Origin of the sequence: Paenibacillus sp. FSL L8-0638, assembly GCF_038593075.1 — a bacterium.
Classification (GTDB): domain Bacteria; phylum Bacillota; class Bacilli; order Paenibacillales; family Paenibacillaceae; genus Paenibacillus; species Paenibacillus polymyxa_D.
This window is the reverse complement of record NZ_CP151960.1, coordinates 1,080,778-1,102,500: the sequence shown is the minus strand read 5'-3', so window position 1 is coordinate 1,102,500 and position 21,723 is coordinate 1,080,778. Positions and strand designations below refer to the sequence as shown.

Below are 21,723 nucleotides of genomic sequence, written 5' to 3'. Positions count from 1 at the left end.
ACTCTATAAGGCTTGTAGAAGGCACGAATTTCTTGGGCTTAAAGCTCTGGCTCTTCCATGGCCGTAAAATGTCCACCACGAGCCATGATAGTCCAGCGAGTTATATTTAAATTTCGCACTGCCCAGTCTTTTGGTGGTAATACTATATCTGCTGGGAATAATGCAACCCCAGTTGGTACTTTTATATAGCCTAATGGCGGCAGCGAATGTGAATTTTCGTAATACATCCGCGTTGACGACCCGATTGTGTTAGTAAGCCAATAAACCATGATATGTAATGAGTTCATCTTCGCTAAATCTTTGACGGAGGTCACCTCCACAATCACTCCAAGCTGAGTTTTCCAATTGATCCGGCCAGCGGTCTTCTCTTTAAATCAGCAAGGACTTCATCTGCTATGTGAATATGAAAACGTTCAGCGGACATTATATTTCTCCTCCTTTTTTGTGCACATCTTAATAAATTCAAATTTTGCCCCCACCAGACTTACCCTGGCTTATCACTAAGGGAGGCCTGTTTTGGGTTAATGAATGGACAATTCGGAAATAATCCACTCATACCGTCTAAAGGAGGGAACAAATTCATGAATTCTAATGATAATCTATCAGAGCAGAACGCATATCTAAAAGAGCTGAATGCCTTATTTATCCCATTGGACGGAATGGAGAATCTGGACAGCATGGTTAAGGCCATCGGAGATGCAGATATTGTGCTGCTTGGCGAGGCGAGCCATGGGACGTCTGATTTTTACCAAGTTCGGGCCGAACTTTCGAAGAAGCTAATTACAAGCAAGGGATTTAACATTATCGGCGTGGAAGGAGACTGGCCCTCTGCTTATCGGTTAAACCGGTATGTTAAAGGGATGGAGGGGTCCGATTCTTCGGCAGCCGATGCACTGGGTGATTTTACCCGCTGGCCGACCTGGATGTGGGCGAATACGGATATTCGTGATTTCGCGGAGTGGCTGAAGGAGTACAATGAGATGAATCAAGGGGGCGGAAGTGACTGTCCCAAGGTTGGATTTTATGGCATCGATATGTACTCGTTATGGGAATCGATGGAGGCAATCATCGCTTATTTGGAGGAGACCAAGTCTCCCCAGCTGGAACAGGCCCGCAGGACATATGCTTGTTTTGATCCATATAGCAGGGACCATCAAACTTATGGCATTGCGGCAGGATTACTCTCGGAGAGCTGTGAGAAAGAAGTGGTTGAGCTACTGAAGCAGATTCAGAGCCGGCGCATGGCGTATCCGGGAAGTGAGGAAGAACTGAATGCGGAGGTGAACATGCTCGTCACTTCCAGTTCGGAGGCCTATTATCGTACGATGGTCCGGGGCGGTCCGCAGTCCTGGAATATACGGGACAGACATATGGTTGAATCGCTGAAGCGAATCATGTCCTATTACGGCGCCTCGGCAAAAGCCATTGTCTGGGAGCATAATACGCATATCGGTGATGCCCGGGCAACGGATATGATGGCTGACGGCATGGTCAATGTGGGTCAGCTACTGCGGGAAGATCCGGAACATCGTGTGTTTGCCGTTGGCTTCGGAACCTATCAGGGCGAGGTACTGGCGGGAAGAGCTTGGGGAGCTCCGGTTGAGAAAATGACCGTGCCGCCCGGACAGCCAGGAAGCTGGGAGTATTGCATGCACCGGGCGGGAGACGGCCGGAATGGCATGGTAATGCTCTCCGATGCATCTTCCATACTGCATACGGTCATTGGCCACCGAGCCATCGGTGTGGTATATGAGCCTGCTCATGAACGATTCGGCAATTACGTGCCTTCCAGCATGGCGGATCGTTATGATGCGTTTGTTCATCTCGACCGGACCACCGCCCTTCAGCCACTGCCTATCCTTCAACCGGTTGCAACGGATGCTTTATTTTCAGAATAACAGCTCGTAAGAATCGTCTGTGGAATGCAGGGTAGCTGGTATAGTTTACCGTCAGGGCTCCGGATTATAATTATAAAACTGGCTCCAATATAAAGCAGCGGCAGGCTCGGACTTTGTTTTATCAGTCTGAGCCTGCCGCTGTTTTATTGAGCTAACGTATCCCGTCAGTTCAATTAAACACTTTCTGATTTTTGGTGGAAAGCGTTAGTCTTCTTTTGATGATAGGTACGTCAATTCAACTGCTCCCTAATATAAGGTCTTGGTATAGACATGCTTGAGAGACATCGTGTTGATGTTATCTGTAAACATCCGCTTTCCACTCATCCGCCGCTTCCAAGCACCAAGATGTTTCTTCCGGGTTGCCCTTTAAGTTTCAAAACTTCTTATCATCCATTATAATACTTTGATTCAAGAGATGCCCAATCTATTCACGTATGGTCCTCACCTGTGACAAAACTGTCGGATGCTATTAGCTAGTTCCTCCGCATGAGTAAGGACAAGCATATGATCGGCTCCTTTGATTTCGGCAAACCTAATTGCAGGTACACGCTTGAAGTGCTCGGCGATATTGTACATATCCGGCCATTCTATGGTTCCTTGTATAAATAACGTACTCGCTGCAACTTTTTCTAAACGTTCAATCGAAGGCGGCTCTGGCCAAAGGACCTCAAAGCTTCTCCACTCGGTGAATACCCTTGTCATGTAGTGATTATGCATTTCAGTCAAAAAACTCCGATGGTGGCTAGCCATCGTAGCCCGATAAATCGGTGCGGCTAAGGACAACTCTACAAGTCTTGTAATATCGGGAGCGACCGCATTCACCGATGTCATATAATTGGTAAATTCTTGCGAATATGCAAATCCCGTTAATGAAGGGGCAATTACCACTAGCCGCTCAACCATAGAAGGATATGATAACGTAAAATCAGTCGCGACTTGCCCACCGATGGAATGGCCAACAAGTGTGACAAGATCCAGTCCGAGATGTTCAAGAAGTTTGCGCAAATCCTCCACAAGTGAAGTCGGCTCTTGCATAGCAGGTGAGCGGCCGGTTCCTCGACCATCGAAGGTAATGATCTTGAATGATTTTGCCAGTCCAGGCACCATATATCTCCATACCCTTGAGTCGACACCTCCCGAGTGAATCATGACTATAGGGACTCCATTCCCCTCGATTTCGTAAAAAAGTTCCACCTTGTTCCCCTCCTCAATGTGGTAATATTTTCCTGATTACCATTTTAGCCATGGCTGAACATACAGTCTATATTAAAAAGATATCCACTATGAAGTCACTTTGAATAACTGCCCGTCGCTTAATTAATGCCTCGTCATCTTGTGTATAGAGGACGAGAGCTGCTGGGATTATGCGAAAAGTGATGAACAAACATGGCGGAGACATATCCTGGACCATCTTCTACTCAACATGCCCAAAATATTTTTTAAGCCTCTAAATCCCTCTCTTTGTCAGCAGAAAATAAAGTATTAGACTGGCTCTTTAAATTGAACAGCGACAGCCGAGGACAAAAAATAAAGTCCTAGACGGTCGCTGTCCGCCACCCTTCACAACCCGGTAGAAACCGCTTTCGCTATCCAAGTCTCCATACCAGTTCCAGTCTCCAGATAAGTATTTGTCTCCGGCGTTTTTCCAATACCATTCGACCTCGTCAGCATTATTGCTTCCGCTGTATGTGTAGCCCTTGCTCGCCTGACCTCCGTCTGCAGCATATTCCCACTCCAATTCTGTAGGCAATCGGCAACCGTTAGCTCCCTCATTAATCGTTACTGTCCATTTTATATTATCGTTATCATTCTTATTTATTCGGGTCTTTTTTATCCTTGTCTATGTTGTAATACGGTTTTAAGCCCTCTCGTATACTTCTTTGATTACAGTACTCCACAACGTCATACCAACTCACCATTTCTACTGGCAAACTGTCGCCTATGATACCGAGGGATTACTTCCCATGACTTCAACCCACTCTTTTTGAACTACTTCATATTTGTTGATATAAAAGTTCGATAGGGCTACGCTTTTTCCAGAGTTGTTGTACTTGTTGTTCTGAAAAGTCCCACCTTCCACGAATACAAGGTTATCCTTTTTCTCAGGCTTATCTTGCAAACAAGCGCTGATCACAACCATTGGTGCTATTAAAAGGAAAATTAATAGCTTTCTCATTGATATATATCCCCTTTAAGCTGATAGGGAAAATGATAGGCCATGACGGCCCGCAATTCGCCTCCAGCAGCGTCGAAGGCCGTTCGTCTAGCAGGTAACGGCCTGCAACGCATCCGCACTGACGGATAGACTGGAGGAGAACGGCCATCGGCCTGTCTACAATGCTTAGAGATCGGTGTTTCCTCCATGGATCAATTCGTGTAAATCCTATCAGACAGCTTTCAAAACCCGTTTATCCCGTGAGACAGCCCCAACCGCGCCTGTTCGTTGAACAGCTTGCAGTTGAGTAGTTACCACACCGTTACGTTAGAGCTCCCGCTACTCTGATACCCCTCTGTCGCCAACACCTGGTAAGACCAGTTACTTCCCAGATTCATTCCTTTGCTCGCCCATGCTTTCACGTGGTTGCTGAAAGTGATTGTGGAGTTACCCCCGGTCGGTCTCTTCGACTGTCGAACACTCCAGTACTGAATAAACGTCGTTTTTTGGCCTTCAATGGAAGGTGCGTCGTATCGCATTGTTGTGTAGATGTCATATGTGCCCCCATCACTGGTCATCGTACCTTTATACGTTCCGGTAGGTCGATAAGTCCCCCAGCTATCAACGACGTAATATTCGATGAGTGCGTTTCTCGTCCACCCGTAGAGAGCCAAATATCCATTACCGGACGGCGCCCAGACACCGGCATTGTAGTTAATCGTTCTGTTTGGCGATCCAGTAGTCCAGCCTTTGCCGACAACAAAATTCCCGGTATCCTTCCATGTTACGCTGTAATTACCGCCTGATCCATTAACAGCATTGACCGTCCCACCGCCATCGGTCCAATTTTGCCAATAGTCTGTCGCTGCACTTGAGGTTGTTGCAAACAACCCAAAACTCATGGAAGCTGCAAGAACTACCGTCATCATTTTCTTACTAAACTTAAACATACTCTACCTCCTAAAATTTTTGTGTTTGTCCCATACACCTGCTTGTTGGGTTGATTCTCTTTGTAGTATATCACTTACCCATGCCATATTCCGTAATTTTTTACTTATACCTCCTTTCTGAGTGAAATTATAGAATAATAGCGTTTGCATATAAACCTAGCAAATTAAAGGTTTAACTCTATTATGTTTAGAATACTTTGAAATTTTAGAACCCGTCGAGGGTAACAAGAGATACCGAGTCCCGTAACGTTGAAAGAAGGGCTTGGCTGCTTTTAATTAATTCGAGCAATATGCGAATCCATTTTTTATGTTTTCCTTTTTAGCTATTCACCTAATCAGCAACGATACCAAGTTCTTGTCCCTTTCGGCAATGGAATCAAGTCTTGTACTCCGACACCTTTGTAGTCTTTTGTTGTTGAGGGTTTTCCATTGGTTCAAAATCGGGTCAGTCCCATCACCGCGGGAGCTTTATTTCTGGAATTATTCATTTTACATTTAACGTTTAGGATTACCTGTCTGACCAAGAATAAATTCAATGCTCACCTTATATGTAGCTTCCACATGTAGTGAACTTTGACTTGGGTGATGGATTTACGTGAGGATAAAGACTTAGCAAAACAGAATTTATAGAGAGGCATGATGAACATGGTTTTGGAGGATATGCATTATAGGAAATGGCGTCCCAGTGAACGAATAAAGTCAACCGACCCTGAGTCTCAAAAAGTGAATTAAAAAATTAGTGATCTTATGGAGATGCTAAAAAAATAAACTACCAGCAGTCGATTTTGAACAAATTGAAGTCATGCTTGATTTACTAAGCGAATCAACTTCCCTACACTCGGCAGCAGCGTTCATCCACGGCTATCGAACGGGGCATTAACGATGATTGAAGTGTTTAGCGGGGAACACGAGTTTATACCAAAACGAGTGTGAAGGAACCAGTAATGGATAGGAAGATTTAACGAATGAGTTCAGAAAAGAGCAGCGAGGTTAGACCACCTGCTCTTTCAAAATAAAAGCGGGTAAACCACTCCGATCTAGTATTTATAGTACCTGAGTTATAATTCGTGAATACTCCGCTAAATTGACGGGAAGCTTGGCATTTTCGTAATAAAGAGAGTTTCCTTTTAATATAATATCTTTTTTCATCACATCATTATAGAGGACTGTTTGACAAGTCTTGCAGCTCTTATTGCATAATGATGACGTTTTCCACTCAGACATAGATGACTTGCTATACAGGATGCTGGAAAAACATCTTCGGGCAGTTGTAATGTGTACGTAAGGGTATACTAATTCCCTGCTAAAAGGGAGCACATCAGTATCAGCATCATCAATATCATTATTATTTACCAGATCATGATTGTCTTTGATATCCAGCTTATTACCTTGTATTCTATTATCATATTGAATAGCAGAAATTTTATATTTACGCATGAACCTAATATTGGGGACAAACCCTCCCGCAGTATTCTGTAAGGCACTTTTCGAATCATCATCAAGCTTGGGAAAATAGTTTGCAATAGAAGGACTTTTTTTAGCTTTATTCAGTAGTCTACCTAAAATAAGTTTAAAGCGGCCGGGATAATGATTTTCAATAAAATACAACATTCCGAAATCATTAACCACCAACTCATCAAAAATAGATGCTTCACTTACTTCCTTTAAGATGTTCACAATCGTGTTCATACTTTCATCCGTCATATAAGGAGTGATCAAGGTTAGCTTCATGTCGTGCTGCTCACAAAAGCTGATAACTGATTTTAGCTCCCTTACTGTTAAGAAAGTACGCGGGCAAAACTCCTGTCCATAATACAGACGCTGATACTGGTTCTCCACATTCGTTAATTTACGCAGGTCGTCAACCATCATCGCTTTTTCCATATTATACACTCCCCTGAACATTATGAATGCCATTTACATGGTCCAGAATTTCCGGGTAGTAGCAATGTGTAAACAATTGATCGTTTTTCCAGCTATTCTGACATATTTGCGAAGAAATCATGTGATGGTACTCTTCGAAGTTTGCCACCTCGCCGCATAAATCTATCGCTGATTTTATCATCCTGATATCACTTAAAACCTGACTTCTGTCTGAAGCTCTCCCGACCAATTTCAAGCTATCAACCGATAATTGGTTCAGATAATATAAGCTGCACACACCACAGTCACCCTTATTGTCTAAAATCCAGTTTAGCTTTTTCTCCAGCAGTGGTACATCATACGGTATGGGCGTAATACTCTCAATAACCTGATATCTCAAAACACATGGAGGATTAAAAATGACCCCATCATTGTTATTCATAAATCGAGTCCCATGCACAAAATTACAAAAGCCATCTATATAAGTACAGCCTTCATTTTTGATAAAAACCTCAAACTCTGTATTTGGTGAGCTTTCAATTATGATTTTCATTTCTGCCATGGACAAGGAACGGGGCAAAATAAGCCGATCCGCATGAAATTCTTTGGTGTACATTTCTGCTGTGTAACAGTTAAAAATCGTGCCGCCTGTACTGATATGCACATCCACATTCGTTTTCTTATCCGCAAAATAACCGGCCAAGCCCAAATCAGCAAAAATAATAGCATCCACTTCACAACGAACAGCTTGCTCCAAATAGTAATCCAGGATACCAAGCTGCTGGTTGTTATAGCAGTGTTCGTTCATCGTAAAAAATACCTGGCACCCATGAGCATGCGCTATATTCACGACCTCCGCAAGTTCAGCAAAACTGGAAAAGTTCGCATCAGGCCAAGGTCTGCGATTCAAGGCAACGATATAGTTATACCGATCCAACCATTGTTCATCAATGACGCCACAATAAAATTCTTCGGCTCCGGCCTGAATAAAAGGCACTAAATCATCAATGGTCACTAATCCTGTACAAATTCGCATATGTCTACTCCTTTACCAGAATTCCAGCCGATTTTTCAGCCAGATGATGACTAATGATCGCTTTCAACAAAACAATTGTAAACTCCCGAAACAGGACACATGCATTGCTCTGAAGCTGATTAATCAATAAATTGCAACGTCCTCCGCACATATATCTTGAAAAACAACTTTTACAAGGTGCCAAATCGTCCACAGAATCGATACATCCTATCTCGTCGCTTGATTTCTCCAAGCCCGCCTTAGCATATCTATTGCAGCGAAAAAGCGCTCCATCACCATTTACTTGAAAAGAATGTACCCCAGCTTCGCAGGGAAACAATTGGGTTTGATTCGAGTCCAACATACTCAGCATTTTTGCAATATACTCATACTCATTTAATTCACCATAAGAAGGATGGGTATGACGCAAGTTTTTAATGTGGTTTTCTCCCTCTTGCAATTCCTCCTCCGAATACAAGGGACTACAGCCCCTGTGCCATTTTTGTAGAAAAAAATCCAGGTAAGCTGTTGGGCTACTAGGTCTGTAGTCTGCAACGAATTCAGGACGTTCCAGCGGTCCTTCAATTACATTGAAATCAGTCAGATGTAACCTGCGCGCAAGCTGGGCAATTTCGGCCTGAGCCTTGTCCGTGTTTTCCAGTTGATAAACACGCTCTATTTTCACAAAATTAGAAAGATCATTTGCTCTTTTATGATGTTTAAATTCCGAGCTATAACTGTAATCCGTGACTTCTGAGTAGGGGTTCTCCCTATGAAAATGACCATTTTCGATATCATAGCTAAAAACAGCTTTCGGGGAAACGCGAATTAAGATGACCTCGGTATTCATCCACTACAACTCCTTCGAATCCATCATTAAAGTGCTTTTGGAGGGTACATCTGTGTTGTTGTAGCTTCTACGGAAAATGAAGACATACAAGCAAAATAAAAGGCTAAACAAGGAATAGATAATCAGGAGTACAGCAATACTGTAGCTTTCAATAAGATGCCCACTGATGATAAGCATCATAGATAGGAGAAGATTATGTACACTGTACACAGTAGATACGGTTGTCGCCCTGCTAGTTTCGCTCGTGATGCTGGTATCAATGTGACTTTGTATTTTTGGAATAATGATCCCCCAGTTAAACCGAAACAAACAAATCAATACGATCCCAAGCCAAATGGACTTGGTTAACGCCATCCCTAAAAAAACAACAGCAAGGATCAAAGGATTAAGTATATATATATACTTCCCTTTGATTAAATGTGATAACTGAGCAGAGATGAGTGGAATAATGCCGAAAAGAGCATAAATAACTCCAAAAAAAGTCGGTGAAATTTTTAAATGCTGTAGATAGGGTTGATATTGAAAGAATACTGAGGTTAGAATGATAGCTGTGAATATATAGTAAATAGAAAATAATAGTAGTTGCCTGTTGACTCTGATTTCCTGAAAGGATTCCTTCATTATTTGTAGAGGGCGAACTCGTTGAAACGCTTTTTTACCTGTTTTGTCTTCATAAACTCTCTCCTCATGAACCAGACACACAAAAAACACCGCTAAAAAATTAGAGAATGCCGAAATGTAAAAAGTAACCGAATAGCTATATTGAATAACTACTGAGCTTAGAAGAGCAGCAGCAATCGTAGACAAAATACTTGCTGAAAAAATTTTTCCGTAGCTACGGTTCAAGACATCAAGCTTGTCATGCTTTTCATGAAGCTTATAAATCAAGCCTTGTTCCGAACCTGATATGAAGGATGAGCCCAATGCAAAAATGATATGAGCTATAATAAGTAGCATATAAGTTTGTAATGATCCCATAAGAAAGATACCAATACATTGAAAAACCGCTCCGATAAGGATAGCCTTTTTCTTCCCAATCAGGTCTCCGATCATTCCCGTGGGTATGTCAAATAGTATGGATGCCGTATAGTAACTGGCCATTACAATCCCAATTTGGGTATAGTTAAGCTTAATCATATTACTAAAATAGAAAACCAAAATGGAATTATATACATAGAATGTGTTCAGAAACCTCAATAAACCAAATAATCTGACCTGACTTTCAAACTTTTTAACCACCTACGCTTCCCCTTCCTCATCAAACAGGCTTTTTCGTAGCCTGTACTTCCATTTCAAGTTCCCATAAATGCTCAATCTCATTACGAATACGCTCATTTTCCTCAAAAGAATCAACTGACCAAGTCACAACTCCAGCCACATCACCGGAACTGCCGCTAAAAGACAAGCAGTCACCCACTTGTGGTAAAATATCAGCCCGCTTCACACCTTGTATCTGAAGAAAGTCAGAGCTTGGGGTGACGTGTTTAACCCTTCCTTTCTTCTTATAGAGCAGCAGATACCCGCCATTCGTCTGTGGATAATATTGATTGAAAAGCGGCTGTTCGCCGACAAAAGCGCGAGCCCCCTCCAGTAGCGGGTTTACTCCACATGTATCCTCTATACCAAAAATAATTCCTCCGCCTGCAATTCGTGCCGCTGTTTCGCAAAATAAGATCTCCTGCTGCTTAGTAACTAATAGTTCAGTATGAGCTACTCCACTTGTGATCGGCATTGCACTCAATACTTTGTTATTTGCCGCGATAAGCTGTTGGACCAAGGGCATCTCATGGTCAGGGTAAAAATACCCGCACAGTGGCTTCCCCTCCCTGCATTCCAAAGTGCTATGCGTATAGCAGGCAACTGAAGTGAATGCAACTTGGTTATTATATACAATGCTATCCATATGAAACATTTTTCCATCAATATATTGTTCAATCTCAAATTTTCCGACATGGTCGTTAAGCAATTGTTCATATTCGTGGATGTTATCCAAATGAACCCGAAACGTATGAAGGGACCCCGCTCCGTCAATTGGTTTAATAATGGCCTCGGGAGCATGTTTAGATAAAAAGTCGATTGCATCAGCAAAGTGGTGAACGGTTCGATATTCAGGAATAAGAATAACCTTCTCTTGAGCAAGATGATTTTTCATTTTTACCTTATCTCTAAAAAAAGCACCATCTCTCCCGATGACTCCACACGTAAGACCCAATCGCTCTCTAAGCAAAGCAGTAAACTGCACCAAATCCTCACTCTCGGAAAAAAAACCGTTCACGGGCTTTTCATCATGCAGTGTTAGTATAAACTCAACAACTTGAGGTGATGTTAAATCTTCGACACACAAGAAATGGTGATAATGATCACTACAACGCTCAATCAAACGTTGATTATTAGTAATCAACGTTTTTTCATACCTTAAAGAGCTCAAGCCTTCATTCACGATACGAGAAAAGTTTTCGAATTTCGCGAAAATTACATAATGTTTATCCATCCCTAATCCTTTCGTTTTATTGATAGAGAGACCTGGCATTTACAAGATTCATACAAAAAGAAAGTCCCCATTTTTTCAAATATAAAAGCAAATGTTCTTCTGACAGAAAAAAAGCATAAGTTTGTTTAATTTCCTGTTCAAACTCAGCAGCCTGTATATCCGCTTGCACCTGTGTCATCCCACTTTCCCTGCTAAACTCACTATAAAATCGTAAATGCTGGCGATTGTTAAAAGGTATCTTTTGAATGGAATACATAGCAGGATCGGCAGCAATAGGAGAATTTTCAAATAGAATAAAACGGTTATATCGGATATCTATACAATAGGGAAACAGTTCCCGTAGCCGTGCTTGATTAGCAAGAGCTTCTTCACTGGTTTCACCTGGAAACCCGATCATCGCTGTCAATTTCACCGCAATCCCAGCCTCATAGCAACTCTTAATCAGCACAGGCGCATATTCAAGATCTATTCCTTTGTTCATCAGTCTGGATACCCTTGTTTCAAAGGTCTCTACTCCAAAAGAGATCATGATGCATCCTGCACGGTTTAACAGTTCAAACAATCGGGAATTAAAACCCTTTTCCAGTCTGGCACGACAGGCCCAGGATAATATAAGCTTCCTTTCTACAATTTGAGTTGCTATTTTCTCTAAATCTGTGGGTGAAATACAGCAGTCTCTGAATCGTAATACCGAAAATGTCTGTTGTTTTGAAAAATTCTCCATTAATTGCAGGATACTCTCAATACTCTCTTTCTGATAAGTACCATGCTCTTTAATAGAGCAATAAGTACATCCCTTCCAGTAACAACTTACAGACGCAGCTACATTTAGAACCTCTTCCGGCATTAGAGCACTTGCAGGAAGAGAAGATAAAACGGGTAATGTTATTTTATTGGTGTAATAGTGTTTATTAGTTTCTTCAATATAAGGTTGAAGTTCTTTTTGAGTAAGTAACCAAGATAGTTCTTCCAACTTAGATGAATCCTCAACAGCTCTAACCAGTTCGCTCAATCGATAATGCTCATTTCCCAAGCCAAACGAATCCACATGAGAAAACAACAAATGATACTCCTTATCAGGAAGATTTCGCACTAATATTTTTGTATTAATCTGATCCTCCAGATTGCCGAACAGATGAATGTGTAGATTAGAGTTATATTCTTTTAACAATGAAGTCAACGAAAATAAGGGAATAACCTGATCTGGATGAAAAATTGAAATAGCAACCACCTTGACGCCTTCAGGGACAAGATCCGGTAAAATTTCTTTGAAAAAATCAAAATATGGATTGTGTTCCTTCTGTTCGGCAATCCTTAGTACCTCATCAATATTACGTAGATCCACTCCCGGATCATATAAATTCCATCGCAGCACCGCGGGTGAAATCTGTTCACTAATACGATCATAAATCTCAGCGATTTTTTGGCAGGTTTCTTCTAAATGTTCAAAATTATAAAACAGTTCAGCGTCCGTAAGATGAGTGATGATGTCCGAACGCCCCCGAAAAAAGTAATGAAATGATTCCAAATTTAAATCACGGATTTTGGTACCCACTCCTTGGTGATGTAATAAAGCAGCCGCAGCCGTAATATCGGGTGGCACAGACTGGTAGTACCATAAGGGTGGATTAATCAGCAAAATTTCGAATTGATTTTCATCCTTTTTGCTTTTCATAAGTAGTCTCTCTTTCCATCACAAATTGGATCGTATCTTCAACTTGGTGGCTCACTTTCTCTAATTCATCATAAGTATCAGCTTTAAGAACAAAAAAACCATATCTGTCCATACTGCTAGTCATCTCATCCGGTACTGTATCTCCCTCCTTCTTTTCTATAACAATCTCTATGACACCCGGCAAACGTCTGGCTTCTTCCACCCCTGATATTTGTTTGATTTTTCCACTTTTTTGATGGAAATAACGGATTCTTGAAATATCGTTTCGGGTTTCATGCAGGTACTCATCCGGTCTTTCTCCCAAAGCGCACAAAATCGAAGCCTTATGCAGATTTACTCCGTAACTCAAGCTATACAAATCAGTTATGCGGTCCCCTGCAAGACGAGTAGAATATTCGATAATATAAATATGTCCCCTGGACAGCACAAATTCCAAATGACAGGGTCCTTCTGTAATTCCAAGCTCAGCCATAAGATTTATGAAGCTGTTTAATAATTGAGTGTATTTTGAAGATTCCATAGATGCTGGAAGGGTATGCTGTAGCTCAACAAAATAAGGAAGGGGAGTTTTCATTTTTTCAGTAATATGGGCAAATTTACAAGCACCTTTAAACATAAAAGCCTCGAAGCTATATTCCTGGCCTCTGATATATTCTTCTACTAGAAATGAAAGATTCGATGGATAACCGAAGTTATCCTCATTCTGAATAATCTTTTCGGCCTGCCTAATTAATTGTTCAGATGTTTGCACACATTTGACTAACATACTACTTGTCATATCAACGGGTTTAACAATAGCGGGGAATTGGATCTGGTCCAACTGCTCCTTTAGTTCGGATACGCTGTGATACAAATGGTAATCTGGATTGGATACATACTGAGAACCTTTTAGCCCGTTTCTCATACACTCTTTGCTGCGGGCATTATGGGCTACATCTGGGCGAATGGAATTCCAGCCAAACTTTTGGGAGATAATCGCGGCGACCGGTACTGCATAGTCGTGGCCAGGTACAATACCCGAGTTGCGGGATATATCCGGATGCTGACTGAAGAAATACTCCATTTTCAAGTAAGTAGACTCGGCATCTGTAATGTCACTGATGATTTCAAAATGTACCAGATGCGCCTTCTCCACCTTGGGGCCGCCTTCTCTTCGAATGACAATTACAATCAACTCAAGTTCAGCGGCAAATTCAATATATTTTTCTCCAAAAAAACAAGGCTCCAGTAAAAATATAGCCCTTGAACTATTAGCAGACATACCAAAGTCCTCCTTACGATCCTTCATTGACAGGAATACAATTTTGCGACACTATTCGCTTTATTTCTTGGGTTCCAAGAAGTGTATTTTTCGAGTTCCCCCTGATATTGTTTATTAGTGATAAGGCTGGAGGGCCTACTCTAAGTCGCTTGCTTAGTACCTCCTCCACAAGTGTTGCAGTTGAAGAAGATTTTCTTTTCCAATAATCACAAATACGCTCGCCAGCTCTATTTATTAATTCCGTGGCTGCATACTCAGTGATTCTTTTACCGTCGGATGTAAAATAGTAAAGCTCACAGTCAATTCCGTAGCATGAAGCCCTCCTGAAGTTTTCCTTCACAAAAGTAACGGGAAGAAGTCTTTCTCCTCCTTTGCTTAGGCTTAAATCCAAAAGCGCATAGACTCCGAGATGCAGTGCAATATCTTCCCGAAGTGTTGGCTGGATCGGTATAAATCGCGTTTCAAGCAAGCATGCTGTGGGCTTACCGCTGCCACCTACCAGTTTTAATCTCGCAATTTTCCAATTCATTTTTTGATTGAGGCTAAATGCATACCGTGGATCGGATTTCATATGTTTTTGTTGATACAAAGTAGCCCAATAATTATGGAAATTTGCATAATATTGATGAGGAAATGAAACGCGAGTAGACAGAGCTGCCAAAAATTCAGAATAGGTCCGCAAATCATAACCAATCTCCCAAATCAGGTTACGGGTTTCGAGCAATCCGGTTAATCGCCTGTCCAAAATCGGAGAATTGGCCCCAATGGCAATAAAGAGAGGTGAGATCTCAATCGTCTTGTTCAAAAGATCAATAGCAGCCTGATTATAGTTAACCTGTACATTCATTTGTGTCGACTGACACCCGCTAATTAGCTCATGAACACGACTTGATAGATCAACTTCTCCCAAATGAAGCTCAAGGTGATGTTTTCTTGAACTTTTAAACTGGTCGAGTATCATTTGATAATTTTCCCGGTCATCTGTAATTTCCAAGTCAGTAAATGAACCAGGATAGGTACCAAGACGCGCCAGTCTATTATTTTGGGCATGTGCTATGGCTGCCGCCTCTTGCTCTATTTCCTGCATTTCATTTATAAGATTTTCAAGTCCCTCTGCAAGTGTGAAAGGACGGGATACCAATTCAATTTGGCTGGCACCTATTTCCCGTTTTATAAATGTTGCATTTTCAATTACACGATTCCGTACCTTTTCATCTACCAAATTAAACTCAAAATCAAAAAGAAGGTATTCGGTTTCAAAACCCATAATTCCGGATAAATTATTTTTAGTAACCAAAATATTTTTTTCAAGCTGTCTAAGTTGTCGTAAAAAAGCCCTGTTCATTAACGCCGTTGGATTCAATGAAACGGTTTTGGACATACCCTTATTCTCCCATTTGCTCTATTGATTGAGTTGCAATAGGTAATAGTAAGAATCGTTTCCCCGTTTAAGTTTCTGTTGTTTAACTTGCACTATTTTTAGTCCAGCAGCCTTTGCCATCTCCTCTATTTCATGTTTCAATAACATCCGACATCGACAGGTACAACGGCTGGTTTCATTTTCATTTTTATAAACTGTGAAATACATCATTAAGGTCTGATTAAAAACATCGATTTTGACTTCTCCATATACTTCAAATGCTTCCCCGTCGATAGTCAGTGATTTAATCACTTTAGGTGCCCCGCCATATTCCATGATTTGATGTTCCGTCACTGGCGTAACATTAACCATTCCAACCCCTTCGGCTGATAAACTTGAAGCAATTACTCTAAAAATATCAAATTGGTTTTTATACGCAGGGAACATTTGGATAGAATTATCCCCAATGTGTACGATGTCAAATTTTTGAGGGCAAGACCAATCATTTAAGTCAGAGCATACCGTATTAATCATATTTCCATGATCGTTATGCTTGTTGAGCAACAATTGCAACGATTCCGGCGAACGATCAACTACAGTTACAGATTCAATAGACTTGTTTATAAAACCAAATAAGTGTTCACCACTCCCTGAAGCCAGGTCCAAAACCCTTGCATGTATCTTCTCAGGCCAGACATCACCAATAAACTTTTGCATTTCAATCGTATCCGGACCCAGAAAATCAAAAATCAGTTCGTCTGTCTCCATGAGTCACATGCCTATCCGGTCCGTCTGCTTCCAATCTACAGGAGAGTATTGATGATCTTCCTCGCCCATAAATCTTACTGCATGGGGTGTGACTTGAAACAATACAAACTGATTTCTTTTCTCATTGCTAAAGGTTTCTTTTATCATAGGGTTGTTTTCCAAAAATAGATCTTCTTCCTTCTTTTCACTCACCCGTTTGGCCTTACCTGCCATTCTGAGCTGAGCCCCGTCTCCAAAATAAGTAAGCTCCACATTCTCACACGTCCGGATTTGTTCAACCTTATCTGTATTGCTGAAGGTAGAGAAATATATATATCCGTTGTGAACAGTCCCCGCATCTACAGGTCTTACATGGGGTTGATTATTGAATGAATCATACGTTGCCAGATAGGCAATAGAAACGTTTTTAATCCATTTTGAATATTCTTCTTGATTCATTGTATTCACCTTCACTTTACTCTTAGTTTTTAATTTCATCCGGGGCAGTCATGAGCTTGTATCCCCAGCCATCCCTTATATAATGCATTAGTACAATCGCGCGATTTAGACTTTCTGGTTTTAATATGTAAGCCGAGTCTTGTTGTTCCACCAGATTTTCTTGAATTAAAACGGACAAAAGAATATTAACATCTTTCTCCATTTCCATTACTTTTTCAAAATTAACTCCTAGATACTGCTCTAACGTTCGTTCCTCGATTTTTCCATAGGCATTCAAATGCCCCCATACAATCGTAAACGCATAATTATCGACTGTAATTTCTTCTTCGACTGAATGTGGAAGTTCTATATAATTTTTAATATAAGGAGGTGTGAAACGTACACGATTATTATCCCAATATCCCGCAGATCCGGGTCCAAAAGCCAACACCGGCTCTGTTTCACTTATAGCATCTTTTTCATAAGGAAATATATAATCTGGTAAAGAAAAAACAGTATTATCTACTCTTATATATCCGTTTTGTTGTAAAAATCCGCACACTTCTTCATAAACTGAGATTTTATCGGACAATGCTAAAATATGCTTTCCTCTTTTCTCGCATCGCTCGACAAATTCCTTTCCCCCTGGATAAGAGGAGTAGAAAAGACTAACCGAAATATGTTCCGGTCGTATATTCACTGTATCCCTTATGCTTTCCATGACCGTGCTCTGCGTCTGCCCCGGGATTCCGATTAGCAGATCAATATTTAACATGTCGTAATCAATTTCTCGGATCAGGCTTGCAGCCTTTATAATTTTTTCTCGTGAATAGGGCCGTCCCAGCAATTTGAGCTCTTCATTATTAAAAGACTGGGCACCGATACTTACACGATTAAATCCTTTTCTCCTGAAAATAGACAAGGTTTCTTTGGATGCGGTATCTGGGGAAACTTCGTACGCCATAAATTTCATGTGGGTAAATTGTTCTGGGGTAATCCTATTTCGAATGGAATTTATAATAGTGTCTAGCTGACTTTCATTTAGGAGGGATGGGGTTCCTCCACCAAAAACTATCGAGGTGATTGCTGATTTTGGAAATTCAGTGCATTCAATGTCCACTTTCAAGGCTTTAACATACTCATCCATTACATCGAGGTTAATCATCTCCTCTTCCGAAAATTTGGCTGTAAAGTAGCAGTATGGACAGCGCTTCTTGCAAAACGGAATGTGACAATAAATGTGAAAACGATCAATCATTCAAATCCCAACCTTCCACTTTCAAATTGTGGAGCTAGTAGCAGAATTTGTTTAAATCGTGGTAGCATGTTTTACATGTTAAACCCCATTTCTTACACAATCATATGAAATAGATCACATTTACTGGAATAAGAACCATTTCAAAAAAAAAAGCATTCTTCGTTCGCTTAACAGAGCTCAAATAGCCTGCTTCAGCTTACATCAGAATACTTCTTTAAAGTCGCTTTTGGGAGATATAAAACACATATACACAAGTATGCAAAGATGATATGCATCTTGGGCTAAGCTTCCACCCGATTCAAAAACACCTTCGTCCGCTCCAACTGCGGATTACCGAAAATCTGCTCCGGCGTACCGGATTCCGCGATTTCTCCGTTATCCATAAAAATGACACGATCCGCCACATCTCGCGCAAAATTCATCTCGTGGGTCACGATGACCATCGTCATATGCTCCTCAGCCAGCTTTTTGATGACCCGCAGCACCTCGCCTGTCAGCTCGGGATCAAGGGCCGAGGTCGGCTCGTCGAACAGCAAAATATCTGGATTCATCATCATTGCCCGGGCAATTGCCACACGCTGCTTCTGTCCACCCGACAATCGGGACGGATATGCGTCAGCTTTATCCGCCAACCCGACTTTGGCCAGCAGTTCGGCGCTTTGCCGGCGCAGCTCGGCCTTGCTTACCTTTTTGACCAGCTTGGGAGCCAACTCCAGATTATCCTGCACCGTCAAGTGAGGAAACAGATTAAAATGCTGGAAGACCATACCCATCCCGGTGGTAATGCTCTTAATTTCGCCTGCCGGAGCGTACTGACCGTTTTCCACCAGTGCTTTATCATGAATGCGGATCGTCCCGCCCGTCACATCTTCCAGGTGTACTAAACTACGGAGCATGGTACTTTTTCCTGAACCTGAAGGACCGATGACAGCTACAACCTCGCCCGCTTTAACGTTAAAGCTCACTCTTTTCAGAACGTCGAGCTTGCCGAACGATTTTTTCAAATCGGTTACTTCTATTGCGTTAGTATTCATATCCCGACATTCCTTTTACTCGAATTTAAAACGTTTTTCCAGCGCTCTGAAGAATAGCGTCAGCACCAAAGCTAACAACAAATAAATAACCGCTGCTACAACATAAGGTACAATCGAGAAATCGCGGTTTACAGCCGTATTAGCAAAATGCAGCAGTTCCGGTACCGCTACTGCATACAGGAGTGCCGTATCTTTTACCAGTGTTGTCGCTTCATTGGTTACCGCAGGCAAAGCGATCCGTACCATTTGCGGCACAATGACTCTAATCAGCGTCTGCGACTTGCTCAAGCCCAGCACTTGCGAAGCCTCGTATTGCCCTTTATCAATCGACAACATTCCGCCTCTAAAAATTTCTGCAAAATAAGCCGCATAATTCAATACAAATGCCAGCACGGCAGCCGTTGTCCGATCCATTACCAGATACTCCCCAATGACAGGCAACATCGGCAGACCAAAACAAAAGAACAATAATTGCAGCAAAAGCGGCGTGCCGCGTATAACATAAATGTACGTGTGCATCAGCCAAGCGATTGGCTTAATCCGGCTTTTGGCCAGCAACGTAACGACAAAACCCAATGGAATAGACAAGATGAGCGTGATGAAAAATAAAATAACCGTCATCTGTGCCCCTTCAAGCATAGGCTTCATAATTCGTAAAATATATTCCATACTCATGACCTTCGACTCCTAAACCTTAGTTCAATACACTACGTATTAATTTAATACTTTATCTTCACCAAACCACTTTTTCGAAATTTCAGCAGCTTTTCCGTTCTTGTGCAGCTCATCCAAAGCGGATTGCAACTGCGTCAACAGCTCTTCATTTCCTTTTTTCACGCCGATGCCGTATTCCTCGGGGGCCAATGATTCATCAAGCAGCTTATACGTCCCTTGTTCCTTCGACATATAATACTTGGCAACGACTTCATCAATGACAACCGCATCCAGACGCCCGGTTTTCAAGTCCGTCAAAGCGAGAACATTATCTGGGTACTCGGACACAGGCTTCAACTGGCTTTTGATCGGATTCGCATCCAATGCATCGGCTGCTGAAGACAGCGTCTGGAGTCCCACCGTTTTGCCCGCCAGATCAGCCAGCTTGGAAAGACTGGAAGTAGCCGGTATGACAATTACCTGACTGTTTTTCAGATATGGCTTCGTGAATAGCACTTTTTCCTTACGCTCATCCGTAATGGTGTATCCATTCCAAATGAGATCAATACGTCCGCTGTTCAGCTCGGATTCTTTGGCAGACCAATCAATCGGCTGAAATTCCACCTGTTTACCCATTTGTTCCCCGGCCGCTTTCGCATAATCAATATCAAAGCCGGTCAGCTCATTATTTTCATCTCTAAAGCCCATCGGGGCGAATTTATCATCAATGCCAATAATCAATTTACTGTCGTCCTTACCGCCGGAACATCCGGCCAACACGATCATCATCAATCCAATTAACATCGTAAACATGGCTGCTTTTCTCATCTTATTCCCCTCCAACAATGGTGACCCCCGTATCCAAGAACAGGTGGCAAACGCTTTAGTTCGTTAACACGTTATCAGAGTATCATCATAACACACCGCAGGATACTCGTCGAGAGGAATGAGCGGAATCTTAGCCTTATATAAATGGAAAACCTGTGACGAAAATTTGACCTGTGTTCTATAATGTAAAACCTTACCTTGACATGTCACCTAAACCGTCTTATTATTTCCTAGTATTCTTATACACTTTTAATTATATTAAATTTTTAGCAGCAATAGTATGTAAATCAGCTTGATAGACAGGAGAAATTAAGCCCCATGTACATTTTAAAGCGTCTTTTTACGATGTTCATTACACTGTGGATTATTGTCACTTTAACGTTTATCATCATGCACATCATTCCGGGTGACCCATTCTCGAACGATTCCAAAACCATTCCGGAAGCGGTATTGCAAAACATGCGTGCCAGGTACAATCTGGACAAGCCGCTCGCTGTGCAGTATGTGCTGTATCTCAAAAATCTGCTAGTGCTGGATATGGGCCCGTCTATTCAATCGAAAACGACGGACGTCAACATGCTCATCGCCCGAGGTTTTCCACCTTCTGCATTGCTCGGTATTCAATCCATCGTGGTCGCGATTATTGCCGGAATTTCGCTTGGAACACTGGCTGCTCTACACCATAATCGACCACTGGATTATATCTCGATGTTTATCGCCATTGTTGGTATTTCCGTACCCAGCTTCATATTGGCACCGCTGCTAATCAAGTATGTTGCCGTTCAATGGCACCTTCTTCCGGTCGCCTCATGGGGAACCTGGCAGCATACGGTGCTCCCGTCGCTGGCTCTCGCTGTTTCACCTCTTGCTGTTATCGCCCGCTTTATGCGGACGAGTATGCTGGAAGTCATGCATGAGGAGTACATACGCACCGCCAAAGCAAAAGGGTTGTCCTCTTGGGCCGTAGTCCTTCGTCACGGATTACGCAACGCGTTGGTTCCGGTGCTTTCCTTTATAGGACCGCTATTTGCTTCCGTCATTACAGGTACCTTTGTCGTTGAAAAAATATTCGCCATTCCCGGTATCGGTAAATACTTCGTAGATAGTATCTTTAACCGGGATTATCCAGTGATTATGGGGACGACCATTTTCTACAGTGCCATTCTAGTCGTTACTTTATTTTTAATTGATATTTCCTATCGCCTTGTCGATCCACGAATCAAATTAGTCAGTAAAGGAGATTAAC

Annotated in this window: 19 protein-coding genes and 1 pseudogene; 3 read left to right on the top strand and 17 right to left on the bottom strand. The window is 41.9% G+C overall.

Annotated elements, in window-relative coordinates; translation table 11 throughout:
- Positions 1 to 581: 581 nt before the first annotated feature.
- Complete coding sequence (locus MKY35_RS04935) at positions 582 to 1,898, top strand: erythromycin esterase family protein (RefSeq protein ID WP_342445765.1); 1,317 nt, start codon at positions 582 to 584, stop codon at positions 1,896 to 1,898.
- 441 nt (positions 1,899 to 2,339) lie between these two features.
- On the opposite strand, the gene MKY35_RS04930 is transcribed toward MKY35_RS04935, so the two are convergent.
- From MKY35_RS04930 to MKY35_RS04920, 3 genes and pseudogenes are all read right to left on the bottom strand, one after another.
- Entirely contained in the window at positions 2,340 to 3,092 is a 753-nt protein-coding gene (locus MKY35_RS04930; protein WP_342445764.1) for an alpha/beta hydrolase, read from the bottom strand.
- A 355-nt stretch (positions 3,093 to 3,447) separates the two neighbouring features.
- Positions 3,448 to 4,074 (bottom strand): annotated as a pseudogene (locus MKY35_RS04925) (SUMF1/EgtB/PvdO family nonheme iron enzyme); the annotation flags it as partial.
- A 290-nt stretch (positions 4,075 to 4,364) separates the two neighbouring features.
- On the bottom strand, positions 4,365 to 5,003 hold the full coding sequence (locus tag MKY35_RS04920) for a glycoside hydrolase family 11 protein (RefSeq protein WP_342445763.1): 639 nt from the start codon (positions 5,001 to 5,003) through the stop codon (positions 4,365 to 4,367).
- Between the two features lie 802 nt (positions 5,004 to 5,805).
- Here MKY35_RS04920 and MKY35_RS04915 point away from each other — a divergent pair.
- Entirely contained in the window at positions 5,806 to 5,883 is a 78-nt protein-coding gene (locus tag MKY35_RS04915; protein WP_340887063.1) for a hypothetical protein, read from the top strand.
- Between the two features lie 164 nt (positions 5,884 to 6,047).
- Here the strand turns inward: MKY35_RS04915 and MKY35_RS04910 are convergent, their stop codons facing one another.
- The 14 genes from MKY35_RS04910 to MKY35_RS04845 all read right to left on the bottom strand — a co-directional run bounded on the left by MKY35_RS04910 (position 6,048) and on the right by MKY35_RS04845 (position 20,477).
- A complete protein-coding gene (locus MKY35_RS04910) occupies positions 6,048 to 6,887 on the bottom strand; it encodes a hypothetical protein (protein ID WP_029517538.1) in 840 nt (279 codons plus the stop codon).
- A gap of 1 nt (position 6,888) precedes the next feature.
- Positions 6,889 to 7,902 (bottom strand): U32 family peptidase, encoded by a 1,014-nt coding sequence (locus MKY35_RS04905; RefSeq protein ID WP_342445762.1) that lies wholly within the window; start codon positions 7,900 to 7,902, stop codon positions 6,889 to 6,891.
- Between the two features lie 4 nt (positions 7,903 to 7,906).
- Positions 7,907 to 8,731, bottom strand: a complete 825-nt coding sequence (locus tag MKY35_RS04900; protein ID WP_165150043.1) for a hypothetical protein — start codon at positions 8,729 to 8,731, stop codon at positions 7,907 to 7,909.
- 3 nt (positions 8,732 to 8,734) lie between these two features.
- On the bottom strand, positions 8,735 to 9,970 hold the full coding sequence (locus tag MKY35_RS04895) for an MFS transporter (protein ID WP_342445761.1): 1,236 nt from the start codon (positions 9,968 to 9,970) through the stop codon (positions 8,735 to 8,737).
- Between the two features lie 19 nt (positions 9,971 to 9,989).
- Positions 9,990 to 11,222: a hypothetical protein gene (locus tag MKY35_RS04890; protein ID WP_342445760.1), complete on the bottom strand. Its 1,233-nt coding sequence runs from the start codon at positions 11,220 to 11,222 to the stop codon at positions 9,990 to 9,992.
- A gap of 16 nt (positions 11,223 to 11,238) precedes the next feature.
- On the bottom strand, positions 11,239 to 12,897 hold the full coding sequence (locus MKY35_RS04885; RefSeq protein WP_342445759.1) for a radical SAM protein: 1,659 nt from the start codon (positions 12,895 to 12,897) through the stop codon (positions 11,239 to 11,241).
- Positions 12,878 to 14,158, bottom strand: coding sequence for an ATP-grasp domain-containing protein (locus MKY35_RS04880; RefSeq protein ID WP_029517544.1), 1,281 nt, complete (start codon positions 14,156 to 14,158; stop codon positions 12,878 to 12,880). The genes MKY35_RS04885 and MKY35_RS04880 overlap by 20 nt, the downstream gene beginning before the upstream one ends.
- 13 nt (positions 14,159 to 14,171) lie before the next feature.
- Positions 14,172 to 15,539, bottom strand: coding sequence for a glutamate-cysteine ligase family protein (locus tag MKY35_RS04875; protein ID WP_342445758.1), 1,368 nt, complete (start codon positions 15,537 to 15,539; stop codon positions 14,172 to 14,174).
- Positions 15,540 to 15,560: 21 nt separating this feature from the next.
- Positions 15,561 to 16,286 carry a class I SAM-dependent methyltransferase gene (locus tag MKY35_RS04870; protein ID WP_342445757.1) on the bottom strand — a complete coding sequence of 242 codons (726 nt, stop codon included), beginning with the start codon at positions 16,284 to 16,286 and terminating at the stop codon, positions 15,561 to 15,563.
- Positions 16,287 to 16,289: 3 nt separating this feature from the next.
- Positions 16,290 to 16,724: a pyridoxamine 5'-phosphate oxidase family protein gene (locus MKY35_RS04865; protein WP_029517547.1), complete on the bottom strand. Its 435-nt coding sequence runs from the start codon at positions 16,722 to 16,724 to the stop codon at positions 16,290 to 16,292.
- Positions 16,725 to 16,746: 22 nt separating this feature from the next.
- A complete protein-coding gene (locus tag MKY35_RS04860; protein ID WP_029517548.1) occupies positions 16,747 to 17,961 on the bottom strand; it encodes a radical SAM protein in 1,215 nt (404 codons plus the stop codon).
- Positions 17,962 to 18,242: 281 nt separating this feature from the next.
- Complete coding sequence (locus tag MKY35_RS04855; protein ID WP_342445756.1) at positions 18,243 to 18,995, bottom strand: amino acid ABC transporter ATP-binding protein; 753 nt, start codon at positions 18,993 to 18,995, stop codon at positions 18,243 to 18,245.
- A 15-nt stretch (positions 18,996 to 19,010) separates the two neighbouring features.
- Entirely contained in the window at positions 19,011 to 19,670 is a 660-nt protein-coding gene (locus MKY35_RS04850) for an amino acid ABC transporter permease (protein ID WP_029517550.1), read from the bottom strand.
- Between the two features lie 39 nt (positions 19,671 to 19,709).
- Positions 19,710 to 20,477, bottom strand: a complete 768-nt coding sequence (locus tag MKY35_RS04845; protein ID WP_103049740.1) for an amino acid ABC transporter substrate-binding protein — start codon at positions 20,475 to 20,477, stop codon at positions 19,710 to 19,712.
- 318 nt (positions 20,478 to 20,795) lie between these two features.
- On the opposite strand from MKY35_RS04845, the gene MKY35_RS04840 reads away from it, so the two are divergent.
- Positions 20,796 to 21,722, top strand: a complete 927-nt coding sequence (locus tag MKY35_RS04840; RefSeq protein WP_039272522.1) for an ABC transporter permease — start codon at positions 20,796 to 20,798, stop codon at positions 21,720 to 21,722.
- The last annotated feature ends 1 nt before the right edge of the window (position 21,723 follow it).